Here is a 22860-nt window from a genome sequence, read left to right on the forward strand (position 1 = left end):
CATTATGAGATCTCGACTGGTATTACTTGTTGCCATTGCTGCCCTAATAGTTGGCGCGCTAGGCGTTGTCGATTTGTTCAAGAGTGAACCTCAACCGACAACGACCGCTGAAGTGGTGGAAGAAAAAAACGAAGAACATGTTGCCGTTTGGATGACCACGGAACCTTATGAAAAAGGGCGTGCGATCGATGCGCAAGGTGTCGTTAAACAACAACTCCCTCTTAGCCAAGCATTGACGCTTGGTGTTAGAGAAGACGCTCAAATCAACTTTGCACCCTCCACTTTACTCAATCGAAGCCTCAACGCTGGCGAGGTTGTACTGCCTGAATATCAAGTGATGCCTGGTCAGCCCGGATACATAGATCTTTTGGTCACGGAAGGCATGACGTTGTACCCACTTAAAGTCAGTGACAAAAACCTAATCAACGATTACATCCGTCCTGGAACGTCCATCGATATCTTAACTGTAAGTTCTCCAAACGATAACTTAGCTGGAAATATCGATAAACCGAAGCGCTTTAGAGGGGTGAAGGCGTCGATGTTTCTTAAAAACGTCAAAGTACTCAACATTGGAAATGATGCAACTGGCGATAGCTCTATTACCGCACGCGCTCCGATTAAAGAGGATGGACTGACTACGGTGGTCATCGAAGTTAGCCCCGACGAGTTACCAAAACTTGCATTAGCGCAACGAACAATGCACATCGAAATTTACCGAAGCCAAACCTACACGCAACCCGAGTTCGCAGAGGTACGCAATATTATCGATAACTATACCGGGATTGCTGAGTTACGTGGTAACGAGAACAACCCGAGAGAGGCTTTGTGATGATGATTCACCATCGAATCAAACAAGTACTGTTTGCTTCCATTCTAGCGCCGCTGATTGGCTTACTTTCTATAACAAACGCTTTTGCCGCCGATCGCTCCATCACGCTCAACGATGGTCAGCACATCCAGCTAAAAAGTCCGATTGGCCAAGTGTTTATTAATAACCCTGACATCGTCGACTACAAAATAATCAACGACAACACGATAGTTGTGTTCGCCAATGCTATTGGGCAATCGCGACTGATCGTCTATGGCATTGATGGTGATGTTCTGCTTTCAGACCGCATTATTGTTGATTTGGATTTAACGGATATTAGACGACAACTCAAATTTCATTTCCCTGATGCCAAAGTCAAGGTTCAGTCGGTGGGAGAGCAAGTCGCCGTGAGTGGTCTTGTTGATTACGAAGCAACTCGTGACGATATCTATCGTTTGGTTGCCACTCTGCTTGGACGAGAAAAAACAGAGAAATGGGACAAAACGGTGAAACTGGAGTTTAAGTCCGACAACTCAAATTATGAAGAGCCCGAAAGCATGGTGTTTGCCCGCAATATGACGTGGGAAGGGATCATCGAACGCATTGAAGTTGCAACGACCCAGCAAGTGAACGTCAAAATATCAGTGGCTCAAGTCACCGAGTCATTTGGACAAACCGTTGGTGTTGATTGGAGTTCGGTCGGTTCAAGCGTTGGCGAATTTGTGTTTGACCAGTTCGATGCAGCAAACCTCAGTACGTTAATCACTGCATTAGGTAACGACCAGATTGCTGAAGTTCTGGCTGAGCCTAACTTAACCGTGTTATCCGGTGAGTCTGCAAGTTTCCTTGTGGGAGGCGAAGTGCCCGTTATCGTTACTACAAGTAACAACGTGAACATCTCTTTTAAAGAGTTCGGCATCAAACTCGATCTCACCGCGAAAGTGCTTAGCCAAGACAGAATCCGCATGCAATTAGCGCCAGAAGTCAGCGAAGTTGAAGGTTATATAGAAACAGCAGGAATCAAAGTTCCGCAACTGGCTTCACGACGTGCGATGACAACCGTAGAGTTAGCCGATGGCGACAGCTTCGTCCTTGGTGGCTTGATGAGCAGTGCTGATTTGGAAAAAATGCAAAAAATCCCGTTTGTTGGCGACATACCAGTACTCGGTGCTGCCTTCCGCAAAGCAACCACAGAAAGAAAACGAACTGAATTGATCATCGTTGCCACCGTGAATCTTGTTGAACCGATGAAACCGAAAGACATTCAACTGCCTTACATCAAGAAGACCTCTACATTGGCGCGTTGGCTAAACATTAAGTGGGATGGCAAGTCGGTGACATCTTCCGATGCAACGATTCGTCTGTTGTCGCAAGGAGGGTTTATCCAATGAAGAAATTACTATTAATGGCGTTATTTACCACGTCACTTTTAGGCTGCGCCTCTGAGCAATATTTTGTCGGACACGGTGCTGAAGCCTTGGTGTACAAAGAGCATCACAGCTTTGAGTTTGCGATGAAAAACCGTGCTGAAACCACCAAGCAGATTACCGCTTTGATTCAAGATATTGAATCAACGGACAAAGAAGCCACTTATGTCGTGGATTACAAATCAACCCGCAGCAAACAGATGTTGCAAGAGATCTTCGATCAATATCCGTCACATGTCATCGCGCCACAAAGAGTCTCGTATCGAAGCGCTCCGTTGCTACCAAGCGACTTAAAGATTCAGGTGACCTTAACGCGTTTGAAGACTCAACAATGCGCACCAGCAAAGATTCACGTTCGGTTGAGGCAGCCAGACTGCTTTGCTGAATCGATGCGCTTGAAGCAAGTGGCTTACAAGTCTCGATTGGTAGGAGAGCAATAATGTTTGACTTGACTAAAGCGTTAACAACAAAGGCCAAGCCAGTGCAAACCGGAACGACAGGGGTTGCCGGATCTACTTTGTTCTATCAATCTCAAGAGTGTTTAGACCTTGTTCAAGAAGTTTTTCGATTTGAAGGGTGGAATGATCCTGCATGCGTTAAAGCCAAAGCGGGTTTGACCAAACTGACAGAGCAACAGAGTAGCCATATTGTTATTCTGGAACTTAATGAATCGACCAATGTTGTTGAAGACGCTAAAGCCTTTGCCAGCAAACTACCCACACACAAAGGCGTAGTGGTGATTGGTAAAGAGGATGCCATTTCTACACTTCGTTCTCTTAAAGACATGGGTTTTTACTACGTGTTCTGGCCGGTGAATAAGCAGGAGTTTGCTGATTTCTTAAACCACGTTAGTAAGAACCTGAAGACGTTCTCCGGTGTGAGCCAAAAACGCAAAGCGAAGCGCGTGGCGATTGTCGGTTCAAAAGGCGGCGTTGGCGCATCGTTTATCACTACTGAGTTGAGCTCAATATTATCGACGCAAGGCTCGGACACGATTCTTGTCGATCATCAATATGCAGATACCAACATTGATGTCTTGCTTGGCTTAAAGGATTTTAAGCCGAGAACCATCGATGAGTTCACCGCACCATTACACGAAATGGATGAAGAAGGGGCGTTGAGTTACCTAATCAACGCTCGCAAGAATTTGCGACTGTTAGCGATCGATGGCGACATGAGCCAAAGCGATGTTCTTAATTACAACCAAACCTTGTGCGAGTTGTTAGCGCGCAACACCAATTTCATTATCGAAGACTTTTCTGGTGGTGTGGATTTCAAAGTTGAACCTCAACTCTTGGTAGAAAACTTTGATGTGGTTGTGTTGGTGTTAGACGCATCTGTGTCTTCAGTAAGAAGTGCAAAACGACTGTATGAAAAAGTCTCCAACTTACAGCTTTCGTTATCGTCGCGTACTCGCGTGATTACGGTGGTGAACTACCATCGCCCGGAAAACGCTTACGTCTTACAAAAGCCTGATCTTATTAAGTATCTAGGCGCAGAAGTCGATCTCGAAGTCGACTACTGCAAAGCGCTGGCGCACATCATTATCGATGGAAAACGCGGGCATAAGCATGACCGTCACATTAGTCGTTCTATGGAACAGTTGGTGAAGCTGATTAATGGTCAACCTATGGATCAGAAGGGCATGAACTCTTGGTTGAAAAAGGTGCGTGCTAAATGAGTTCTAACAAAGACTTATACCTCGCGTTTCGTGGCCAGATATTTGAAGCCCTAGATGCAGAAGCGGTTCAGAAAATGAGCCGCAGAGATCTTGAATCCCAAATACAAGCGGCGGTTGATTTGCTAGCAAATAGCTACCAAAGACCAATCACCTCGATGATGAAGTCAGGCTTGGTGAAAAGCCTGATTGATGAACTGTTTGGCTTGGGTCCTTTACAGCCCTTGGTCGAAGATCAGTCCATTTCTGACATCATGGTGAACGGACCCAACAACATCTTTTTCGAACGACACGGTAAGGTGAAAAAGTCCGAAGTCTCGTTTGTGAATGAGGAACAGTTGTTAGCCATTGCTAAGCGTATTGCCTCACGTGTCGGAAGACGTGTCGATGAACTTTCGCCGACGGTCGACGCCAGGTTAGAAGACGGTAGCCGTGTGAACATCGTGATTCCTCCCATTTCGTTGGATGGTACTTCGATCTCTATTCGTAAGTTCAGAGAGCAGAACATCGGCTTTGAAGATTTGATTGGCTTCGGTTCTATGTCTCCAGACATGGCGCGAGTGTTGATGATCGCTTCTCGCTGTCGAATCAATGTGTTGATTTCTGGCGGTACCGGCTCAGGTAAAACCACGCTGCTCAACGCATTATCTCAATACATTGCCGAAGATGAACGTATTGTCACGATTGAAGATGCGGCTGAACTGCGCCTGCAACAACCCAATTTAGTTCGACTCGAAACACGTACCTCGAGTGTTGAACAAACTGGAGCGGTGACTCAGCGTGAGTTAGTGATCAATGCACTTCGTATGCGTCCAGACCGCATTATTCTTGGTGAGTGTCGTGGCTCTGAAGCGTTCGAAATGTTGCAAGCCATGAACACCGGACACGACGGTTCGATGTCTACATTGCACGCCAACACGCCGCGTGATGCGATTGCTCGTGTTGAATCGATGGTGATGATGGCGAACCTAAATCAGCCTCTTGACGCGATTAGAAGAACGATCGTGAGTGCCGTTCAAATGATTGTTCAGGTTAACAGGTTGCGCGATGGGTCTCGTAAGATCACAAGCATCTCGGAAATCGTCGGCCTAGAAGGCGATAGCGTAGTGATGGAAGAGATCTACCGTTTTCGTTATGACGACGCGCATTATGGAGAAACCGTAAAAGGCGAATTCGTCACCGACGGCATTATGCAGCGATCTGAGCTTGTGAAAAAAGCGCAATTCTTCGGGCTCTATGAAGAGCTGAAAGCATCGTTTAAGGGGGCCTAGCATGCTTTGGCTTTCGTTAATCCTCTTTGCGTTTGTGCTGCTTTTGATCCGAGATTCAAAGGTAAAAAAGGTCAATCAGTTTTTCAATATTGAAGAAGTAGAAGCGGAAAACTTCAATGCCATTAACGTCAAGTCTTTGGTTCGTAAGCAAAACTGGCAAAAGTTCAAAGAGTCCATATCACCCACGTTAATGGTGTTAGGCCCGCGTTCTTCTCTTTACATTGCGCTCTATATTACGGGCAGCATAATCGCATCTTGGTACATCGTTGTTGAATTGCTATCAATCACTAATACGTGGTTAGTGCTGGGCTCATCTATGGTATTTACCCTATGTGGTTATCGGTTCCTGGTCACAAGAAGACGTCGCGAATTTGAGAATACGTTCCCAGATGCGTTGAACATTCTAATGAGTGCGGTAACGGCAGGTGACAGCTTAATGCAAGCCATCAGTTATGTAGGCGATGTGATGCACAACCCGATAGGCCGCGAATTTAAGCTAATGGGCGATCGTCTTAAGTTGGGTGAGTCACCAGAAGTGGTGCTTCAACGATCGTGCAAAAACTACCCCTACCCAGAGTTTCTATTCTTTACCGTGACTATCAGGGCGAATATAGCTCGAGGTGGGCAACTTAAGGGCGTGATGGCGCGGCTGATTAGAGTGCTGGTGGACTCTAGAACACTAGAGAAAAAGAAAATGGCGATGACTTCAGAAGCCCGAATCTCTGCCAAAATTGTTGCAGCGATCCCTTTGATTTTTATGCTCATTCTTAACTACGTCAATCCAGATAATGTGGAGTTTGTTCTCTATGACCCTGAAGGAAGGTTGGTACTGTTTTACGTCTTGGGTAGTGAGCTTTTTGGTTTATTCCTTGTTTGGTTATTAGTGAGAGGAGTACGCGCATGATGTTACTGGCTTCCCTTATTGTGTTGTTTTTTTCGCTACTCTTTTTGATTATCGATTCTATTCGTAAAGAGCAACGACATAAGAAGGTTGCACTCTATATTGGGGATAATTCGGCTCGTGCGCCTTCGCGCGTAAATCGCTTTTTTGTTCGTTTTGGTAAAGAACATCGCCATGAACTCGAGCAAAAAATGATAGAGGCGGGTTATTACAACACGGATTGGGCCAAATTCTATTTTCCGGCCAAGTTGTTGGTATTAGCGTTGGTTTCTGGCTTGGTCTTGTTGGGAGATATGACGTCAACCAACAAACTGATCGTGGTTATTTTCTCGCTGATTGGTGTCATTGTCGTCCCAGATACAATGCTTCAAATGCGCCGCAAGATGTTGATCAGTAGAACCTCAGCTCAACTGCCGTATTTGCTCGATATGATGTCGGTATGTGTTCAAACTGGTATGACAATTGAAGCGGCCTTGGTTTATTTGGGGAAAGAGCTGGCTGAATTTGACTCAGACCTTTGCTACCAGATTAAGCGCACATCCGATTCTGCAAAAATACACGGTTTGGAAAAGGCGCTCAATGACCTGAGTGAGCGTATCCCAACACCTCCAGTACGAAGCTTTGTACTGACCATCATCCAAAATCTGCAATACGGCACATCCGTGGCTCAGGTGTTAAGTGATCTCGCAGAGGACATGCGAAAAGTCCAAATTCTTACGGTCGAGGAAAAGGTAGGTAAGCTCTCTGCGAAGATGAGTGTCCCATTGATCCTCTTCATCATGTTCCCGATCGTTATCTTGATTCTCGCGCCGAGCATCATGCAAATGACATTGAATATATAGGGAGACGACGAGTGATTGGAAAACGTTTTTGTCTCATTTTGTTGTCGATGAGTGTGTTAGCGGGCTGTCAATCGGCCCCCTCACCACAAGACCTACAGCTTGCTGACGTTACTAGCATGGAAAAAGTGAAGAACTATGACGGCTTGATTAGTTATTACAAAGCTGAGTTAGAGCAAGGCTCCGAAGACCCAGAGGTAAAAGAGAAACTGGCATGGGCATATTTTCATAAAGGGGATATCGAGTCGGCAGACTTCTATGTTCAACATTTGCAAAAAGAGGGGTTTGAAAATCCCAACTTGTATCAATTAGAAGGGCAAGTTTTTGATGCAAAAAATGACGTTGAAAGTGCCATTGCCGCTTATTTAGCTTCTATCAACGCGGGAAATACAACGGGTCAAATTCATGTCTTGCTTGGCGTGTCATACACCAAAATTGGAAGGTTCAACGAAGCGTATCAAGAACTCAACCGAGCCCGATTACGCGGTTATGACGATGTCGTTGTTAAGAACAACATTGCGATGATTCAAATGGCGAATGGCGAGTATCAACAGGCGATCGAAACGCTAGCCCCAGTTTTAAAAGAAGACCCGGCGAATAAGATCGTAAAAGCGAACTTAGCTATCGCACTAATGAAAACCAAGCAAATCGACTCGGCCAAAAAGTTACTTAAAGGCGATTTTTCAGCGGAAGAGATCCAGAGCATCGCCGCTGAGTTGACTCAACTAGGAGTTAATGATGAAGCGTCTTAATAAGCAGAAGGGCGTGACGGCGATTGAGTTTGTGTTGGGTGCGCTTGTTCTGTTTTTTGCCACCTTTGCGATCTTCGAATCGAGTTACCAAATCTACGTTGTGAACATGACCGAGTATTCGCTGAGAGAAACCATCAGGAATACCAAGATATATGAAGGCGAAGGGATCAACGAGCAGTACGAAACTAAGTTCAAATCGTTAATCGAAGATGATGACAATCTATGGAGTTTCTTAATTGATAGCTCAAGGTTTTCTATCGCAGGTCAGTACTTCAAAACTTATGACGATTTCATCGCGAATAGGGGACATTCTGATCAAGGCTTGAACTTCAATTACGACTTAGCCGAGATCACCGTGACCTACCGTTATACCCCAGTCATTAAACTGGCCGGTGCTGCGGATAGGGACATTTCAAGCACTATGGTTTTGAACTTAGAACACGAGGGGTGGAAAGATGATACGCCGTAAACAACGTGTGTCTTACGCGATTCGCCAGCAAGGTTCATTTACCGTTGAATTGCTGTTCATTCTTGTGGCCTTGTGGGGCGTTTACCTGTTTGGGGCAGACTTGAGTCATCAACTACTCGTGCGTGCCAAGCTCGATCGATCCAGCTTTGCTTTAGTGAATGTGATCAAAGAACGTACTCGTTACTTTGATGCCGATGTATTGGCAGGACAAAACCTACCTGTAACTAATTCAGAGTTAGAAGACATGGCTAAAGTGGCAAGTCGCATGCTCAATACACCAGTCGATAATGTAGCGATCAAGATAGAGTCATTGACCAATAAAGTTAATGTCGCTGAATTCTCAACCAGCAAGTACAGAAGCTTAAATTGTAAAACCGATTCGATGATCGATCATGCAGACCTAGCTCCGGTAGAAAAGGGCGTTGTGTATCCATTGTACCGAATCAGCCTTTGTGAAGAGCAAAGCTCTTGGTTCAAACCCTTCTTCAACGGTGGTACCAGTACCACGGTTAAGATTGGCTCTTCTTCAATCATGCCTGGGAGATAATGAAATGAAAATGCAGCACGATCGTCATATCAATCGCCAGCATCTCAGTCTCCAAAGACAGCAAGGGGTTGCCGCAGTTTGGATGGGCTTATTACTTGTTCCAATCATGGGCATGACTTTTTGGGCGGTTGAAGGCACACGTTATGTTCAAGAGACTAGCCGATTACGAGATTCAGCAGAGGCTGCGGCGATAGCGGTAACCATTGAAGACCAACCGGATCAGGCTCGTGGGCTAGCGACCAAGTATGTCGAAAACTACGTGCGAGACATCAAATCAACCAACCTATCAGCAGACCGATTTCACCAAGCGGAAGGCGAGGGCACTGGGGTTCTGGAATACATCCAATACACAGTGAATGCCAAGACGACGCACGACTCTTGGTTCGCGAGTAGCTTTATCCCTTCGTTTGATCAGCAGCAAGACTTAGCGGGACGCTCGTTAGCGAGGAAGTACCCTGTTTATCTTGGTGACAACAACATCGATATTGTTTTTGTGTCGGACTTTTCCGGTTCAATGAACGACAGATGGGGCTCAAGTCGACACATAAAAATCGACGATCTGAAGACAGCTATTGATGAAATATCTAGCAAAATTCTTTGCACATCGATTAAACAGGACTATGTCGATGGAGAGTGGAAATACGTTTGTGATGAGCCGGGAGAAGATACAACCGGAGACAAGCTGCTTAATCAAGTTGGCTTTGTGCCTTTTAACGTTCGAACTAGGGAGATCGTCTCGGGAAATCAAGCTCGGGCGACAAGCCAGTTGAGCTACAAAGATAACTATAAAACGAACGTATCACCTTATTCCTACAACGATGTTAACTGGGACTTCTGGCGTACGTATTCGCAAAACCAAGTGATCAACTGTGCCAATTGGCAATCATATTGTCCCAATCCGAAAGCGGACAATCGACGGTATGCGAAACGCATTCAGGATGTGATTTATCAAGATAATTACTTGGTTGCCGATGTCTACAACTACGTTGATTTCCCGAGTTCAGTGTCGACGATGTTTACGGACAAGTCGGGGTTACAGCCGGATTTCTATGGCGTGAGTGGAACAAAGCTATTTAACGCGCATGGTTCTTCCAATTCATCGCAGTTTTCGAACATTCGCCTATCGAACAAGCTCTCAGATTTGGACCCGATTAATTCGATGTGGGCAGACGGTGGCACTGCGGCTTTTCAAGGTGTTTTGAGAGGTTCTCAGGTTCTTCATGACGGTGACCCGAACAGTTCCGATCAAGAAGAGCAGCAAACCTACAACAAGAAAATCAAGATGCTGCTGATCTTAAGCGATGGGCAGGAGAGTCCGAATAACGGCATCCTCAAAGGGTTAGTCGACAGAGGCATGTGTAACAAAGCAAGAGAGGAAATACCAGGCTTATACATAGGTGTTATTGGTATCGATTTTCGAGCATCTCAACAAAGTGGTTTTCAAGACTGCGTTGTCGACCCAAATGAAGACATCATCGACGTATCTAACTTAGATGAATTGATTGAAAAGATAGAAGAACTCATCCGTAAAGGCTCAAAAACAAGCGGAATCACTAAGTTGTATTAGAGGAAAATATGAAAAAGTTAATGATCAGTTCAATCGTCCTATCGACATTGCAACTTAGTTTTATCGCTCATGCGGAAGAAGGTATCAGTGTTTATTGCGACACCGCATTCAGTGAATATCAACATAGTGTAAGAGTCGATAATGTCGTCGGCATTGCACAACACAGACAGGGCTTTTTACAAATTGAACAGCCATCTGACAGCAGTGAGCTAAAACAAGCGTTAGCAGGTCAATCCAATCTAGGTATGAACCAATCAGGTTGTAAGACTTGGATCAGTAACCAAGAGCGTAACGGGTTGTTGGCACGACTTCATTTTGGTTTTGACCAACACAAACTATCGCCGATGGGCAGCAAAGCACTGAGCCAACTTGCAGGCGAGTTAAATACTAACGGCAGCGCAATTACGGTGGATGGACACACTGACAGCACCGGCGCAGAAGGTTATAACCAAGCATTGGGTCTTCAAAGAGCACTGACGACGTCGGATGGTTTAATCGCGGATGGTGTAGAGAGGAATCGCCTTGTTATACGCTCATTTGGTGAAAGTAAACCTATTGCGTCCAACGCAACGTCAGAGGGTAGAGCCAAGAATAGACGTTCAGAAATTTGGGCCTCTGCGAATGATGCTTCCGAACTAGAAAACTAGAAAACTAGGATGTAGGGCTTGGCTGTTACTTTGTCGTAATAACCACCCTAAGCTATCGCTCTTGGAATTTTTGTTACAACGTATACTAATGAATATTCAATTAAGTTTAACTGTCTGATACTAAAGAAATATTAATGCTTTTTGATAAGTTCTCTTCTGAAGGGATGCAAAAAAATATCGATGTCGATACTTGGGTATCTATATTGGATAACATACGAGACATCATGGACGCATCGAATGCGGGCATCATTATGATCTCTGATTTGAGTTGCTCTGGTTCTGAGAGTGTGTGGAGCTCCTCAAACATATCGTGTAACCAACATAAGAGCAAAATTAGCCTCTTTTGTGAGTATGTGCATAACGAAAATCGCACGGTTTATTTGAGTGGTCATGCTGGTGGTGATTCCGTTTCTGCGAATGGGGTGGATGCCTATAAGTCGTTTTGCGGCGTCCCGGTAAGAGATATTGATGGCGAAGTGTTTGCGGTGCTCTTGGTTTTTGATTTAAGCCCAACAACGTATACAGAAAGCCAAGTTAACTTGATTGAAAACATATCGACTCTATTGCGTTCTGAAATCTTATTAAAAGAAGAGAGCCGGATTTTATACAAAAATAGTCACTTTGATATCATGACTACGCTGCTTAATCGAAGGGGCTTCTTCCATGAATTCAACAAAGCAAACATCAGCGATGGTGAGATTGTTTGTTTGTATTTCGACTTGGATAATTTGAAGTACATCAATGATACCTATGGTCACTTCAAAGGTGATGACTATATCTCTGGCTTTGCGTCATGCATAAAAAACAATTCAAAGTACAACATCATATCGGCTAGGGTCGGTGGTGATGAGTTCATCGTCGTCATACATTCAGAAGAGGCTGGTTATGTTTCTGAGTTGATCAATAAAATCCACACTGAATTTCATGACTTCATTGAAAGCTTTCGTTGTGATGATGAGGTGCAACTCGGTTTTTCATATGGTTGTGGTATCGCTGACTCTCGCAGTTTCAACATCATAAATCTAATCAAATCGTCCGATGAAAACATGTATCTCAACAAGAAGAACAAGATTTAGATGCTCGTGACAGACACAAAAAGCCCACTAGTGTGGGCTTAGATGTAGATGTAGATGTAGATGTGGGTCTAATAGTCTTCTAAACTAAGCTCGAATGATCATTTGTTCGCGCTCAGGACCTACCGATACCATTACAATTGGCACACCCATCAACTCTTCGATACGAGTTACGTAATCTTGTGCGGCTTGAGGAAGGCTCTCAAACGTGCGACAGCCAGTGATGTCTTCGTCCCAACCGGCCATATCTTCATAAACAGGTTTTAGTTCAGCAGTTTGTGGCCAAATTGGGTTCTCAGTGTGTTCACCTGAATAAGCTGTACAAATCTTAAGTTCAGATAAACCAGATAGGCAATCAATCTTAGTTAGTGCGATTTCAGTCGCGGCTTGCAGGTCAACACCGTTGCGAGTTGCTACCGCGTCGAAGTAACCCATATCACGCGGACGACCCGTGGTTGCACCGTATTCGTTAGAGCTTTCGCGGAAGCTGTCTTGCTCTTCCATTGCCGTCACTAGCGTGCCAGTACCTACTGACGAGCTGAACGATTTAGCAACAGCAATAATGCGTTCAGGGCGAAGGGCTGGTAAACCACTACCGATACCTGCGTAAGCTGCAGTTACATTAGAAGACGTCGTCCAAGGGTATTCACCGTAAACAAGGTCACGGCCTGCGCCTAGCTGAGCCTCAAACAGTAGGTTCGCGTCTTGCGATTGTAGTGCTTTTAGCGGCTCAGTTACGTTGCAAATGAACGGGCGCCAACCTTTAGTCACTTCAAGTAGCCATTCTGTCATTTCAGAAGCAGTCTGAGAGAAATCACATTGAGGGTATAGAGCCTTCAGTTGAGGCATCTTCCAATCAAGTAGGAATTGAATGCGTTGCTCTAAAATTTCAGGTTGATTCAACCAACCGACAAGAATGCCTTTCTTCATCACGCGATCGCCGTATGCTGGTGCAATACCTTGACGTGTTGAACCGTAAGCGCCGTCGCCCAAACGCTCTTCTTCAAGCGTATCTTCAAGGGCGTGTAAAGGTAGACACAGTGTCGCACGATCTGAGATCGCCATTTTCACTTTGATGCCAGCCTCTTGAACTTCTGCAATCTCTTGAGTTAGCGCAGCAGGGCTGATCACCATGCCTGGGCCAAGAACCGCGGTACAGTCAGGATTAAAAATACCACTAGGTAGTTGGTGCAGTTTGAATGTACCGAAGTCATTTACCACAGTATGACCTGCATTGTTTCCGCCTTGGAAACGAATGCTAGCAGAAGCTTGGTCTGCTAAAAAATCAACGATACGGCCTTTGCCTTCGTCGCCCCAGTTTGCGCCTACAACAACAATAGATGGCATAATTTTTCTCCTGACTGATTGAGAAATCATGTTAGTCCTGCAAAAGAAATAAGAGAAATTAATTATCTTTATTATCTTGATAAGGATTCCATATAGCTTTAAGGTCTTAACCTATAAGCGAGATTCCCTATCACGTTCGTTCCTCACTGCAGGGAATGATGAGTTGGGGTAGTCCCTTACTTTAGAGGATGATGTAAGTGACAAGAAAGAGGACATGATGCTTGATATCAATTTGTTGAAAACGTTTGTGACGCTAGCGGAGTATAAGCATTTCGGGAAAGCGGCTAATGCGCTTCATATGACACAACCCAATGTGAGTTTGCACCTAAAACAACTGGAACAACAAACACGCATAAAGTTGATAGAGAGAAGCCCTTTTCAATTGACTCAAGCGGGTGAACGGCTATTGGAAACAAGCCAAAGAACACTACTCGAACTGCAGATTTGTCAGGCCGATCTCAACGCGATTAATGACCTCAAAATAGGGACGTTAACCATTGCCGTAAGTGACATTATTTCCCGATTCTTGTTGATTCGTCCTTTCCAAAATTTCAAAATTCAGTATCCCGGTATTGACCTTACGCTCTTGAATACCACGTCATCTCAGGCATCGAATTTAGTTAAAAATGCTCAGGCGGATCTTGGCTTTGTTATTGCGAAAGAACAGCACAACGAGTCATTGTATTTCACTAAGCTGCAGGAGCTTTCTTGGTGCGCGCTAGGCGATGGGTTTGATTCTCAAGGGTCAGATAGTAAGATAAAACATCAGGTTAAAGGAACAGAAGATGATTCTGAGCTCACCTTAATTCTACTTGGCCACGATACAAGAACCCGTGACTTCATTGATGAAGGTTTACCAAGCTTGAATCTACCTAACCACAGAATCATGGAAGTAGGGAGCGTTGACGCTCAAATCGACTGGGCGGAAGCGGGATTTGGTGTGGCGATTGTTCCTGAATTTGCGGTATCCACCAAGCAGCATCTGCATTCGAAAGTGACACCGTTGATGAACTTTTCTAGCACCAGTCTTGGTTATATTGTTCGGCAGAACCAAGTGTTGTCGAAAGCCACCAAGCAGTTGTTAGGTTGGGTGAATGATGAGATTACTCTGTTGCAAAACCAATAACTCCTTCTGATTTCAGTAGCCCACCTCGTGTGGGCTTTTTTGTGTCTGCAAAGCGCAGCTATTTCACCACCTAATAGGCTGTCGAGCTAATTAGATCTCCCTATAAATTATTACTCTCCCAAATCAGAGCCTCAAAATTCATCGTTGACAATGTTTGATAATCAAACTAAATTCCATTTATTGATTTGATAATCAAACTACTTGTAAATCAAAGCACTTTTTTAGCAAGATTAATCAGTAACGACTCCTAACATTGAACACACGAGCTAAGGACGCCATTTTGAGTTTTCCAACACGTCACCAACACAACTTTTCTTCACATAACAGCCAAGGTGAAAAGCGTACTTTCTACGTTCTCTTGTTAACTATCATCACCATGGTTGTCGAGATCGTTGCCGGTACTATTTACGGCTCTATGGCGTTACTTGCCGATGGTTGGCACATGGGGACGCACGCTGCAGCGTTTGGCATCACCTTATTTGCATACCGTTATGCGAAGAAACATGCGGAGAGCGAACGTTTCTCTTTCGGCACTGGCAAAGTCAGTGTGCTAGGCGGCTACACCAGCGCGATCGCATTGGGAATTGTGGCGTTATTGATGCTGGTGGAGTCGGTGCATCGCTTATTCAACCCGCAAGCAATTCAGTTTAACGAAGCGATTATCGTGGCATGTATCGGTTTGACGGTGAATGTCGTCAGTATGTTTTTGCTCGGGGATCATCATCATGATCACGGACACGAGCATGGCCACAATCATAATAAGAATCATGAACATCATCACGATCACAACTTACGAGCAGCTTACATGCACGTCTTGGCCGATACATTGACGTCTCTGCTGGCGATCGTCGCACTGCTATTTGGTAAGTTTTACGGCTGGAACTGGTTAGATGCAGCAATGGGAATGGTTGGTGCATTTGTCATTGCCAAGTGGACGATGAACCTTATGAAACAAACCAGCCCAATCCTGCTGGATGAGAATATCGACCAAGATTATCGTGACTCAGTGACCAAAACCTTAACGCCTTATGCGACCGTAACCGACTTACACATGTGGAAGGTGAGTGGGCATCACTATTCAGCAGCGATTACTCTTGAATCAAACAGTGATAAAACCGTCTCTGAATATAAACAAATGCTCGCCAAGTTTGATAAGATTAATCATCTTACTCTTGAAGTGCATTCAAACGACCATGCGAAATATAGAACAGCTTAACCAAATACTGACTGAGTTCTACGATAAAATGTCTTCGTGGGAGCAGTCTGTTGTCAAAGAGACAGGTTATTCCCTTGCTCAAGTACATACCATTGAAGTGCTTGGTATGCATGGCGCGTTAAGAATGAAAGAGCTCGCTGAAAAGTTGGGTATCACCACGGGTACGCTTACCGTTCAAATCGAAAAGTTGGTTAAAGCTGAATTGATTGAGCGCCATGAACACCCAACCGATCGTCGTGCGATTGTGGTTGCCTTGACGGATGAAGGGCAGAAGATACACGTTCACCACAATCAGCTTCACTTGAATTTGGTTAGTGGACTAACACAAGACATCGAAGAAGATGAGAAAGCGGTGTTATTGAAGTGCCTAACCAAGATGGTGAAAGCGTTTTAGTCAGCCTTGAGTTCGCACCCTAACTCTTTAGCTGCAAAGCGATTGACTAGACAATCAAAAAATGGACCTGACTCGAATTGAGTAGGTCCATTTTTTTCGCCGTTTACGCTTTACTGTACAATCATCAATAGACGGATTCACTGTTTAAAAACCAAGTCAAAACCTCCACTATTGCGCTTCGCTCGTGCTCTTCTGGAGAGCCAAAAAAATGTCATCATAAATAATACATCCAAATGTGCTTCAAAGTCTTTTAATTCAATGCCTTGTATACCATGGCATTCAAGCTATTTATGTTCCGTCAAATAGCTGTCTCTCACTTTTATCATTCAACTAATGTACATGTATTCAATTTGTGTTATTGATGCTTTTATCTTTAGTGAAAAGATTCATTCTCTGTTTGAATACCATTGAGAATGTCACTGCTGGTGGGCTGAACAGTCGCTAGATTTAGTGCTCATTACTGATACAAAAACCATAACCATAACCATAACAATAACCAGGTCGCACGAGTTGTATACCATGCTTAGATGCGATCAATTAGATACTCAAAGTTAATTTAGTAAAGACGAGCCACGTATATGAATATAAAGAAAAAGCTCTATTCGTTGGGGATGTTCTCCATCTTCGGCATGATTTCACTGTTGTTTACCACATCGCAATTTGCAGACACCACCGCTCAAATGAGCGAAGCCAAACAAATCACCAAAGAACTTGAAGTGCGACTACTCAATCTTCGCCGTAACGAGAAAGATTTCCTATTACGTAGTGATATGAAGTACCTCGCCAAGTTCGACGCAAACTACAATAAATTCTTAGCGTCTGAATCTGAGCTCAATGCAGTGCTCAGTGATTTAGGTTTAGCCAACAGCGCACACCTACGTGAAGATATTGAAACCTACCACACAAGCTTTGTTAACTTAGTAAAAGCGAGTGAAGTGTATGGATTAGTACGTGACAAAGGTTTGCTCGGCCAGTTTCATGAAGAGCTAGACAGCATCAGTGCAACAGTCGGCGCAGAGCAAAAAGTAGAGCTGTACCTGTTTAACGATCTGATTGAAAAGGGCACATTTGACCCAAGCGTTCTTTCTATTACTTCGAATGCAAGGTCAAGTGCACTTTTAGATGCTGCAAAGCAAGTCGTTGCGCAGAAGCGTGTGATTGGATTGAAGCATAACGAAGGTTTGTTAGGGCAAGCACGCTCAGGTTCTCACGCGATTGAAACTCAATTTAAAGAGTTCTCAGCGGTATTGGACCAAGAAACCCAACAAGAGATGGACAAACTATCGCTGATCAACAACATTCTTTGCGTCACGCTACTCGTGTCGATCATTCTGTTCAGCTGGTTAATCGTCCGTTCTATTATTGGTAAAATCGAATCTCTACTTTCAGTGATTCGTAATATTGTTGATTCGAACGACGTGTCTATTCGTTCACACCTAGATGGTAAAGATGAACTGAGCACGTTAGGTCAATACTTCAACCAACTGTTGGATCAGCTTGAAGGCTTGATCGCTGCATCTCAATCTAAGTCACTGCAACTGACCCAAAGCACGTCGAACATGCATGACGAGCTAGAGTCAGTAATCAAACAGTTTGAAGTTCAAGCAAATCACACCTCTACAATGACTACGTCAGTGCAAGAGATGGTACTCACCATTGGTGAAATATCAGAAAGCACATCAGTTGCGGCTGAAGGTGTTCATCAAGCAAAAGTGAATGCCGATAAAGGCCGTGAAGTGGTGGTCGATACGATCAGCAATATTACCCAGTTATCTGAGCGCCTTTCAAGCAGCCAAGATTCAATAAGCTCGCTGAATCATCATGTTGATCAAATCGGCGATGCAGTGAACATCATCCAAGGCATTGCAGAACAAACCAACTTATTGGCATTGAACGCGGCCATTGAAGCGGCACGCGCCGGTGAACAAGGCCGAGGCTTTGCCGTGGTTGCAGATGAAGTTCGAGCTCTTGCAAGCAGAACGCATCAATCAACAACCGAAATCACCAGCGTTGTTACGGCAATTCAAAGCCAAATGAACGCTTCGATGACCGAGATTGGTGAATGTAACCAACAAGGCCAACTGACTTTGAAAGATTCGGAAGAGCTCGATGCTAGCCTGCAGCTTATCTTAAGCGATATGGAAAGCATCCAAGGTAATTCTGAGCGTATCGCATCAGCAATTGAAGAGCAGGGTGCTGTTATGGCACAAGTGAGTGACTCAATCACCGAGTTAAACACCATCTCTAACGACAACAACGCATCAGCTCAGCACTGTTTAGTTGAAGTTGACAAGGTCGCAGAGCAAGCCCATGACATGGATAAAGCGGTGGCGCAGTTCAAGACTTCTTAAAATTTAGAGTAAACTAAACCAAAGGCGTGGATCATCTGCGCCTTTTTTGTGCCTAAAATTCAACTAGATAAATGACGAGAATAAAAACGGCCCGATCTGGGGGGAAGATCTGGGCCGTTATATTACGTATTTAAAGGGGAATTACTTATTTCGGCCTTCCAGCACATCCAGTGCCAGCTCAACCGCTTTATCAATATTGTCGCATCCCGCTAACTTACCTGAGCTGATAGGACCAAGCACATTAGCGTATAACGAGAGCTGCTTGTTAAATGGCAGGCTCAACTGCTCATATAACCGCTGTCTAATCTCGGCATGTTGCTCAGGAGCGTGAGCAGCAAGGCTTTTCAAAGTGTCATAAACAATAGTGGTGGTAGTGTTCATTCGTCTCTTTATCATTAAGTGGGAGGCGCTTATTTTATAATCTTTTCAGGTTTGTTTACTGTGATATAAGTCATACAATATTATTAATGTGTTTATCTTTTGAATCTAATGAGAATAAGGCATTCCAAAATAGACTTAAGTATCTGTGAAATATAACTAAAATAATGACAGACTATCGAACACACGAACGAATTGGCGCGTTTCTGGCAAACGGTTAAATCTATAGGAAGAGGAACAACATGCACTACGACGTATTCAACGGAGACGCAGATGGCATAATCGCGTTGTTACAGCTGCGATTCAGTGAGCCAAGAGAGAGCGTGCTCATTACAGGTGTAAAGCGTGATATTAAGTTGGTCTCTCAAGTTGTTACTCAAATTATGGAGCCGGGTAAGCAAGGTGACATTTCTTCCGTTACCGTTTTAGATGTGTCGATGGAAAAAAACTTATCTGCATTGCACTCACTGCTAGACGCCAACATCAATGTATTTTATTGCGATCACCATCGAACTGGTGAGGTACCTGACTCTAGCTATTTGGATACTCTGATTGATACCGCGCCAGAGAGCTGCACGAGCTTGCTGATTAACCAGAAGCTGAATGGTGCGCATGTGGCTTGGGCAATCGCGGCTGCTTTTGGTGATAACCTAAAAACAGTGGCCGCGCGGCTAGCGGATGAAAATGGATTCGATCAATCTCAAACAGAGTTTTTAGAAGAGCTAGGTACCTTGGTTAACTACAATGGTTACGGTTCTTCATTAAGCGATTTGCATTTCACGCCAATTGAGCTCTACCAAACCCTTTATCAATACCCGAACCCATTTGACCTTTTAGATGATAAAAACTCTGTGTTTTATCGACTACGATCTGCTTATCAAAATGATCGCCAACAGCTATCAAACCTTGCTCCTGTTTATGAAAGTGAAGTCGCACGTGTGTTTGAACTGCCAGGTGAGACGTGGGCAAGGCGCATCAGTGGTGTATTTGGTAATGAAATCGTTAATCAAGATCCAAACCGAGCGCAAGCAGTATTAACGAAAAACCAAGATGGCTTGTCTTACACGGTGAGCTTACGGGCACCATTATCAAACAGAACGGGCGCAGACGAAATTTGTTCTAGTTTTGATACGGGTGGTGGAAGAAAAGCAGCAGCGGGTATCAATCAACTCAATGAAGAGAATAAGATGAATTTTATTTCATTAATTGACACTTATTATTCACCTGATGTTAAAGGCTAACTGAAAAATAGTCGGGGTGATCATACAAAATTCCACAAATTTTCACTCCTATATTCCGTTATACGTGTGTATCTCTAGCACATGTATGACGACAATATCCAAGCTATTTTAGTGATGTCACTCGCAATGGTATCTGGTCTGAGGTCAGTAATTACGGTGTGTTTGAATCGATTTTTGTCGATTTAAAGTTCGTTTTTTCCTATTGGTGATTTTTTATGTTTTCGGTTAATTATCTATGTGAATTAAGGTTGATTAAATATTTGCATGGTCAATGTGTTCGGCCGAAAATAACAGCTTTTAGCATTTCATTTTGAATGAAAAGTCAAAATCATATTGATTCTGGTATTCAATCTGTGACTTAAAATCACAAGTTAAATCAAAGGTCATCTTTTCCTATAAATTCCATTACTTCTCTATAAATATTCATGATTACAATGAATTGGTTCGGTTGTGATTGGCACAGCTGTTAAGTAAGGAAGTGGGACTAATGTTGAAACGTAAAGCTCTACAATTAGCTGTATCGGTCGGCATGGCCGCAATGTCTGGCGCTGTTTATGCGAATGGTTCAGATATGACGAATCCAGATTCTGGTGTCGTGGTCGGGTATTGGCACAACTGGTGTGACGGTGGCGGCTACCAAGGTGGTAATGCGCCATGCGTGACGCTGGATGAAGTAAACCCAATGTATAACATCGTGAATGTGTCATTCATGAAGGTTTACGATGTGGCTGATGGTCGAATCCCAACTTTTAAACTGGACCCAACCATTGGGCTTTCAGAAGAACAATTTATTGACCAAATTTCTGAACTCAACAAACAAGGCCGTTCTGTACTGTTGGCTTTGGGCGGTGCTGATGCACACGTAGAGCTAGAAACCGGTGATGAAAGAGCCTTTGCTGATGAGATAATCCGCCTTACTGAGCGTTACGGTTTCGATGGCCTAGATATCGACCTTGAACAAGCCGCGGTAACCGCAGCAAACAACCAAACGGTCATTCCTGACGCCCTTAAGCTAGTGAAAGACCACTACCGTGCTGAAGGTAAAAACTTCCTTATTACTATGGCGCCTGAGTTCCCGTATCTAACGACAGGCGGTAAGTACGTTCCATATATCGATAATCTAGAAGGTTATTACGACTGGATTAACCCACAATTCTACAACCAAGGTGGCGACGGTATCTGGGTTGATGGTGTAGGTTGGATTGCTCAAAATAATGATGAGTTGAAAGAAGAATTCATCTACTACATTTCTGATTCTTTGATTAATGGTACTCGCGGTTTCCATAAGATCCCACACGACAAACTAGTGTTTGGTATTCCTTCAAGTATTGATGCTGCAGCGACGGGCTTCGTGCAAGATCCTCAAGATTTATACGATGCGTTCGAGACTTTAACGACTCAAGGCCAACCTCTGCGCGGCGTGATGACATGGTCTATCAACTGGGACATGGGCACTAATAAGAACGGCCAGCAATACAACGAACAGTTAATCAAAGATTACGGCCCATTTGTTCATGGTCAAGTGACACCACCACCAGTAGAGGGTGAGCCAGTTCTTAAAGGCATCGAAAATACGCGTGTTCTTCATGGAACTTCATTTGACCCAATGGAAGGCGTCACGGCAACCGATAAAGAAGACGGTGATCTAACGTCATCAATCGATGTTGAAGGTTACGTGGAAACCAGTGTGATTGGCACTTACGTTCTAACTTACCGAGTGAAAGACAGCGATAACAACGAAACCACTAAAGCGAGAACGGTAGAGGTTTACAGCCAGAAGCCAGTATTTAATGGTGTGTCTGACACAACTGTTGTGTTGGGAACTGCATTTGATGCTATGGCAGGCGTAACGGCGAATGATGCTGAAGATGGCGACCTGACAAGCACTATCACACACACTGGCAGTGTCGATGTAAATGAAATCGGCAACTACACGCTTGTGTATAGCGTAACAGACAGCGCGAACCAAACTGTAACCGCTGACCGTAAAGTGTCTGTGACGGATGGTTCTAACTGTGCTGCTGCATGGGATGCCGACACCGTTTATGTTGAAGGTGATCAAGTCTCTCATGACGGTTCAACGTGGGGAGCAGGTTGGTACACTCGCGGCGAAGAGCCAGGAACAACAGGTGAGTGGGGCGTTTGGAGAAAGGTTTCAGACTCTTCATGTGGTGGTAACCCAGATCCGGGCGATGACTTAGAGCTTGCAGTTTCAGGCCTTCAGTCAGAATATGCGCCAGATAACAGCAATGTTCGTTTAGACCTAACACTGACATCAAATGAAGCTTTAGATGTTACGGCTATGGTGATCAACAGTGCAGGGACTGTGGTTGAGCAAACTCAGGTTAACGTAACGGACAGCCGCGCTATTACCATGGACTTATACGATGTAGCGGAAGGGCAATATACACTTGAAGTGGTCGGTAAAGCATCTGACGGTGAAATGGTGATGGTAAACGATTCGTTCACTGTTAAAGACGGTGGCGGAACGACTCCACCTCCAGGTGATTACCCTCCATATGAAGCAGGCACAAATTACGCAGCAGGTGACATTGTGGTAGGCAGCGACAATGGTCTATACGAATGTAAGCCTTGGCCATACACGGCTTGGTGTGCAAGCGCATCTTACGCACCAGCAGAAAGCCAATACTGGCAAGATGCTTGGACAAAGCTGTAGTCTGATAGCTCGACGTTAGCAATATAAAGTAGACGATCAAAGAGAGGCCATTGTGCCTCTCTAATTTTATGTTCAAACATTTCTGACTTAGAGCTTTAAACAATTCTAACTTAGAGCTTCAAACCTTTCCTAACCTCAAACTCGGTTCTGC

General features: G+C 44.3%; 21 protein-coding genes. 19 read left to right on the top strand and 2 right to left on the bottom strand.

Translation table 11 applies throughout. From position 1 onward, the window contains the following. Positions 1-4: 4 nt before the first annotated feature. The 13 genes from cpaB (at position 5) to AC3CIA_RS07485 (ending at position 11982) form a co-directional block, all read left to right on the top strand. Entirely contained in the window at positions 5-829 is an 825-nt protein-coding gene (gene cpaB, locus AC3CIA_RS07425; RefSeq protein ID WP_372243873.1) for a Flp pilus assembly protein CpaB, read from the top strand. Continuing rightward, entirely contained in the window at positions 829-2199 is a 1371-nt protein-coding gene (locus AC3CIA_RS07430) for a pilus assembly protein N-terminal domain-containing protein (RefSeq protein WP_372243874.1), read from the top strand. Before cpaB ends, AC3CIA_RS07430 begins: the two co-directional genes overlap by 1 nt. Further along, the gene (locus AC3CIA_RS07435; RefSeq protein ID WP_488518803.1) at positions 2196-2675 is read left to right on the top strand and encodes a hypothetical protein; all 480 of its coding nucleotides are present in this window, start codon (positions 2196-2198) and stop codon (positions 2673-2675) included. The genes AC3CIA_RS07430 and AC3CIA_RS07435 overlap by 4 nt, the downstream gene beginning before the upstream one ends. Beyond that, positions 2675-3916: a CpaE/TadZ family protein gene (locus AC3CIA_RS07440; RefSeq protein WP_488518804.1), complete on the top strand. Its 1242-nt coding sequence runs from the start codon at positions 2675-2677 to the stop codon at positions 3914-3916. The genes AC3CIA_RS07435 and AC3CIA_RS07440 overlap by 1 nt, the downstream gene beginning before the upstream one ends. Beyond that, positions 3913-5184 carry a TadA family conjugal transfer-associated ATPase gene (locus tag AC3CIA_RS07445; protein WP_004733950.1) on the top strand — a complete coding sequence of 424 codons (1272 nt, stop codon included), beginning with the start codon at positions 3913-3915 and terminating at the stop codon, positions 5182-5184. Before AC3CIA_RS07440 ends, AC3CIA_RS07445 begins: the two co-directional genes overlap by 4 nt. 1 nt (position 5185) lies before the next feature. Continuing rightward, positions 5186-6088, top strand: coding sequence for a type II secretion system F family protein (locus tag AC3CIA_RS07450; protein ID WP_017090273.1), 903 nt, complete (start codon positions 5186-5188; stop codon positions 6086-6088). Then, entirely contained in the window at positions 6085-6927 is an 843-nt protein-coding gene (locus AC3CIA_RS07455; RefSeq protein WP_488518805.1) for a type II secretion system F family protein, read from the top strand. Before AC3CIA_RS07450 ends, AC3CIA_RS07455 begins: the two co-directional genes overlap by 4 nt. A 47-nt stretch (positions 6928-6974) precedes the next feature. Then, complete coding sequence (locus AC3CIA_RS07460; RefSeq protein WP_488518885.1) at positions 6975-7676, top strand: tetratricopeptide repeat protein; 702 nt, start codon at positions 6975-6977, stop codon at positions 7674-7676. Beyond that, positions 7663-8145: a TadE/TadG family type IV pilus assembly protein gene (locus AC3CIA_RS07465; RefSeq protein ID WP_488518886.1), complete on the top strand. Its 483-nt coding sequence runs from the start codon at positions 7663-7665 to the stop codon at positions 8143-8145. The genes AC3CIA_RS07460 and AC3CIA_RS07465 overlap by 14 nt, the downstream gene beginning before the upstream one ends. Beyond that, a complete protein-coding gene (tadF, locus tag AC3CIA_RS07470) occupies positions 8132-8692 on the top strand; it encodes a tight adherence pilus pseudopilin TadF (RefSeq protein WP_488518806.1) in 561 nt (186 codons plus the stop codon). Before AC3CIA_RS07465 ends, tadF begins: the two co-directional genes overlap by 14 nt. 10 nt (positions 8693-8702) lie before the next feature. Further along, on the top strand, positions 8703-10259 hold the full coding sequence (locus AC3CIA_RS07475) for a TadE/TadG family type IV pilus assembly protein (protein WP_488518887.1): 1557 nt from the start codon (positions 8703-8705) through the stop codon (positions 10257-10259). 8 nt (positions 10260-10267) lie between these two features. Further along, positions 10268-10906 carry an OmpA family protein gene (locus AC3CIA_RS07480; protein WP_488518807.1) on the top strand — a complete coding sequence of 213 codons (639 nt, stop codon included), beginning with the start codon at positions 10268-10270 and terminating at the stop codon, positions 10904-10906. Positions 10907-11040: 134 nt separating this feature from the next. Then, positions 11041-11982 (top strand): GGDEF domain-containing protein, encoded by a 942-nt coding sequence (locus tag AC3CIA_RS07485; protein ID WP_488518808.1) that lies wholly within the window; start codon positions 11041-11043, stop codon positions 11980-11982. Between the two features lie 84 nt (positions 11983-12066). On the opposite strand, the gene AC3CIA_RS07490 is transcribed toward AC3CIA_RS07485, so the two are convergent. Then, on the bottom strand, positions 12067-13326 hold the full coding sequence (locus AC3CIA_RS07490) for an adenylosuccinate synthase (protein ID WP_171327237.1): 1260 nt from the start codon (positions 13324-13326) through the stop codon (positions 12067-12069). Positions 13327-13540: 214 nt separating this feature from the next. Here AC3CIA_RS07490 and AC3CIA_RS07495 point away from each other — a divergent pair, with 214 nt between their 5' ends. The 4 genes from AC3CIA_RS07495 (at position 13541) to AC3CIA_RS07510 (ending at position 18413) form a co-directional block, all read left to right on the top strand. Further along, positions 13541-14452, top strand: a complete 912-nt coding sequence (locus AC3CIA_RS07495) for a LysR family transcriptional regulator (protein ID WP_171327236.1) — start codon at positions 13541-13543, stop codon at positions 14450-14452. A gap of 280 nt (positions 14453-14732) precedes the next feature. After that, positions 14733-15668: a CDF family Co(II)/Ni(II) efflux transporter DmeF gene (dmeF, locus tag AC3CIA_RS07500; protein ID WP_237290502.1), complete on the top strand. Its 936-nt coding sequence runs from the start codon at positions 14733-14735 to the stop codon at positions 15666-15668. Next, entirely contained in the window at positions 15646-16062 is a 417-nt protein-coding gene (locus tag AC3CIA_RS07505; protein ID WP_004733937.1) for a MarR family winged helix-turn-helix transcriptional regulator, read from the top strand. The genes dmeF and AC3CIA_RS07505 overlap by 23 nt, the downstream gene beginning before the upstream one ends. 629 nt (positions 16063-16691) lie before the next feature. Continuing rightward, positions 16692-18413, top strand: a complete 1722-nt coding sequence (locus tag AC3CIA_RS07510) for a methyl-accepting chemotaxis protein (RefSeq protein WP_488518888.1) — start codon at positions 16692-16694, stop codon at positions 18411-18413. A gap of 141 nt (positions 18414-18554) precedes the next feature. On the opposite strand, the gene AC3CIA_RS07515 is transcribed toward AC3CIA_RS07510, so the two are convergent. Further along, positions 18555-18794: a PAS factor family protein gene (locus tag AC3CIA_RS07515; protein WP_488518809.1), complete on the bottom strand. Its 240-nt coding sequence runs from the start codon at positions 18792-18794 to the stop codon at positions 18555-18557. A gap of 239 nt (positions 18795-19033) precedes the next feature. On the opposite strand from AC3CIA_RS07515, the gene AC3CIA_RS07520 reads away from it, so the two are divergent. Then, the gene (locus tag AC3CIA_RS07520) at positions 19034-20032 is read left to right on the top strand and encodes a DHH family phosphoesterase (protein ID WP_488518810.1); all 999 of its coding nucleotides are present in this window, start codon (positions 19034-19036) and stop codon (positions 20030-20032) included. Between the two features lie 487 nt (positions 20033-20519). Further along, positions 20520-22709 carry an immunoglobulin-like domain-containing protein gene (locus AC3CIA_RS07525; protein ID WP_488518811.1) on the top strand — a complete coding sequence of 730 codons (2190 nt, stop codon included), beginning with the start codon at positions 20520-20522 and terminating at the stop codon, positions 22707-22709. Positions 22710-22860 lie beyond the last annotated feature (151 nt).

This window comes from Vibrio sp. QJM3NY_27 (genome assembly GCF_057785955.1).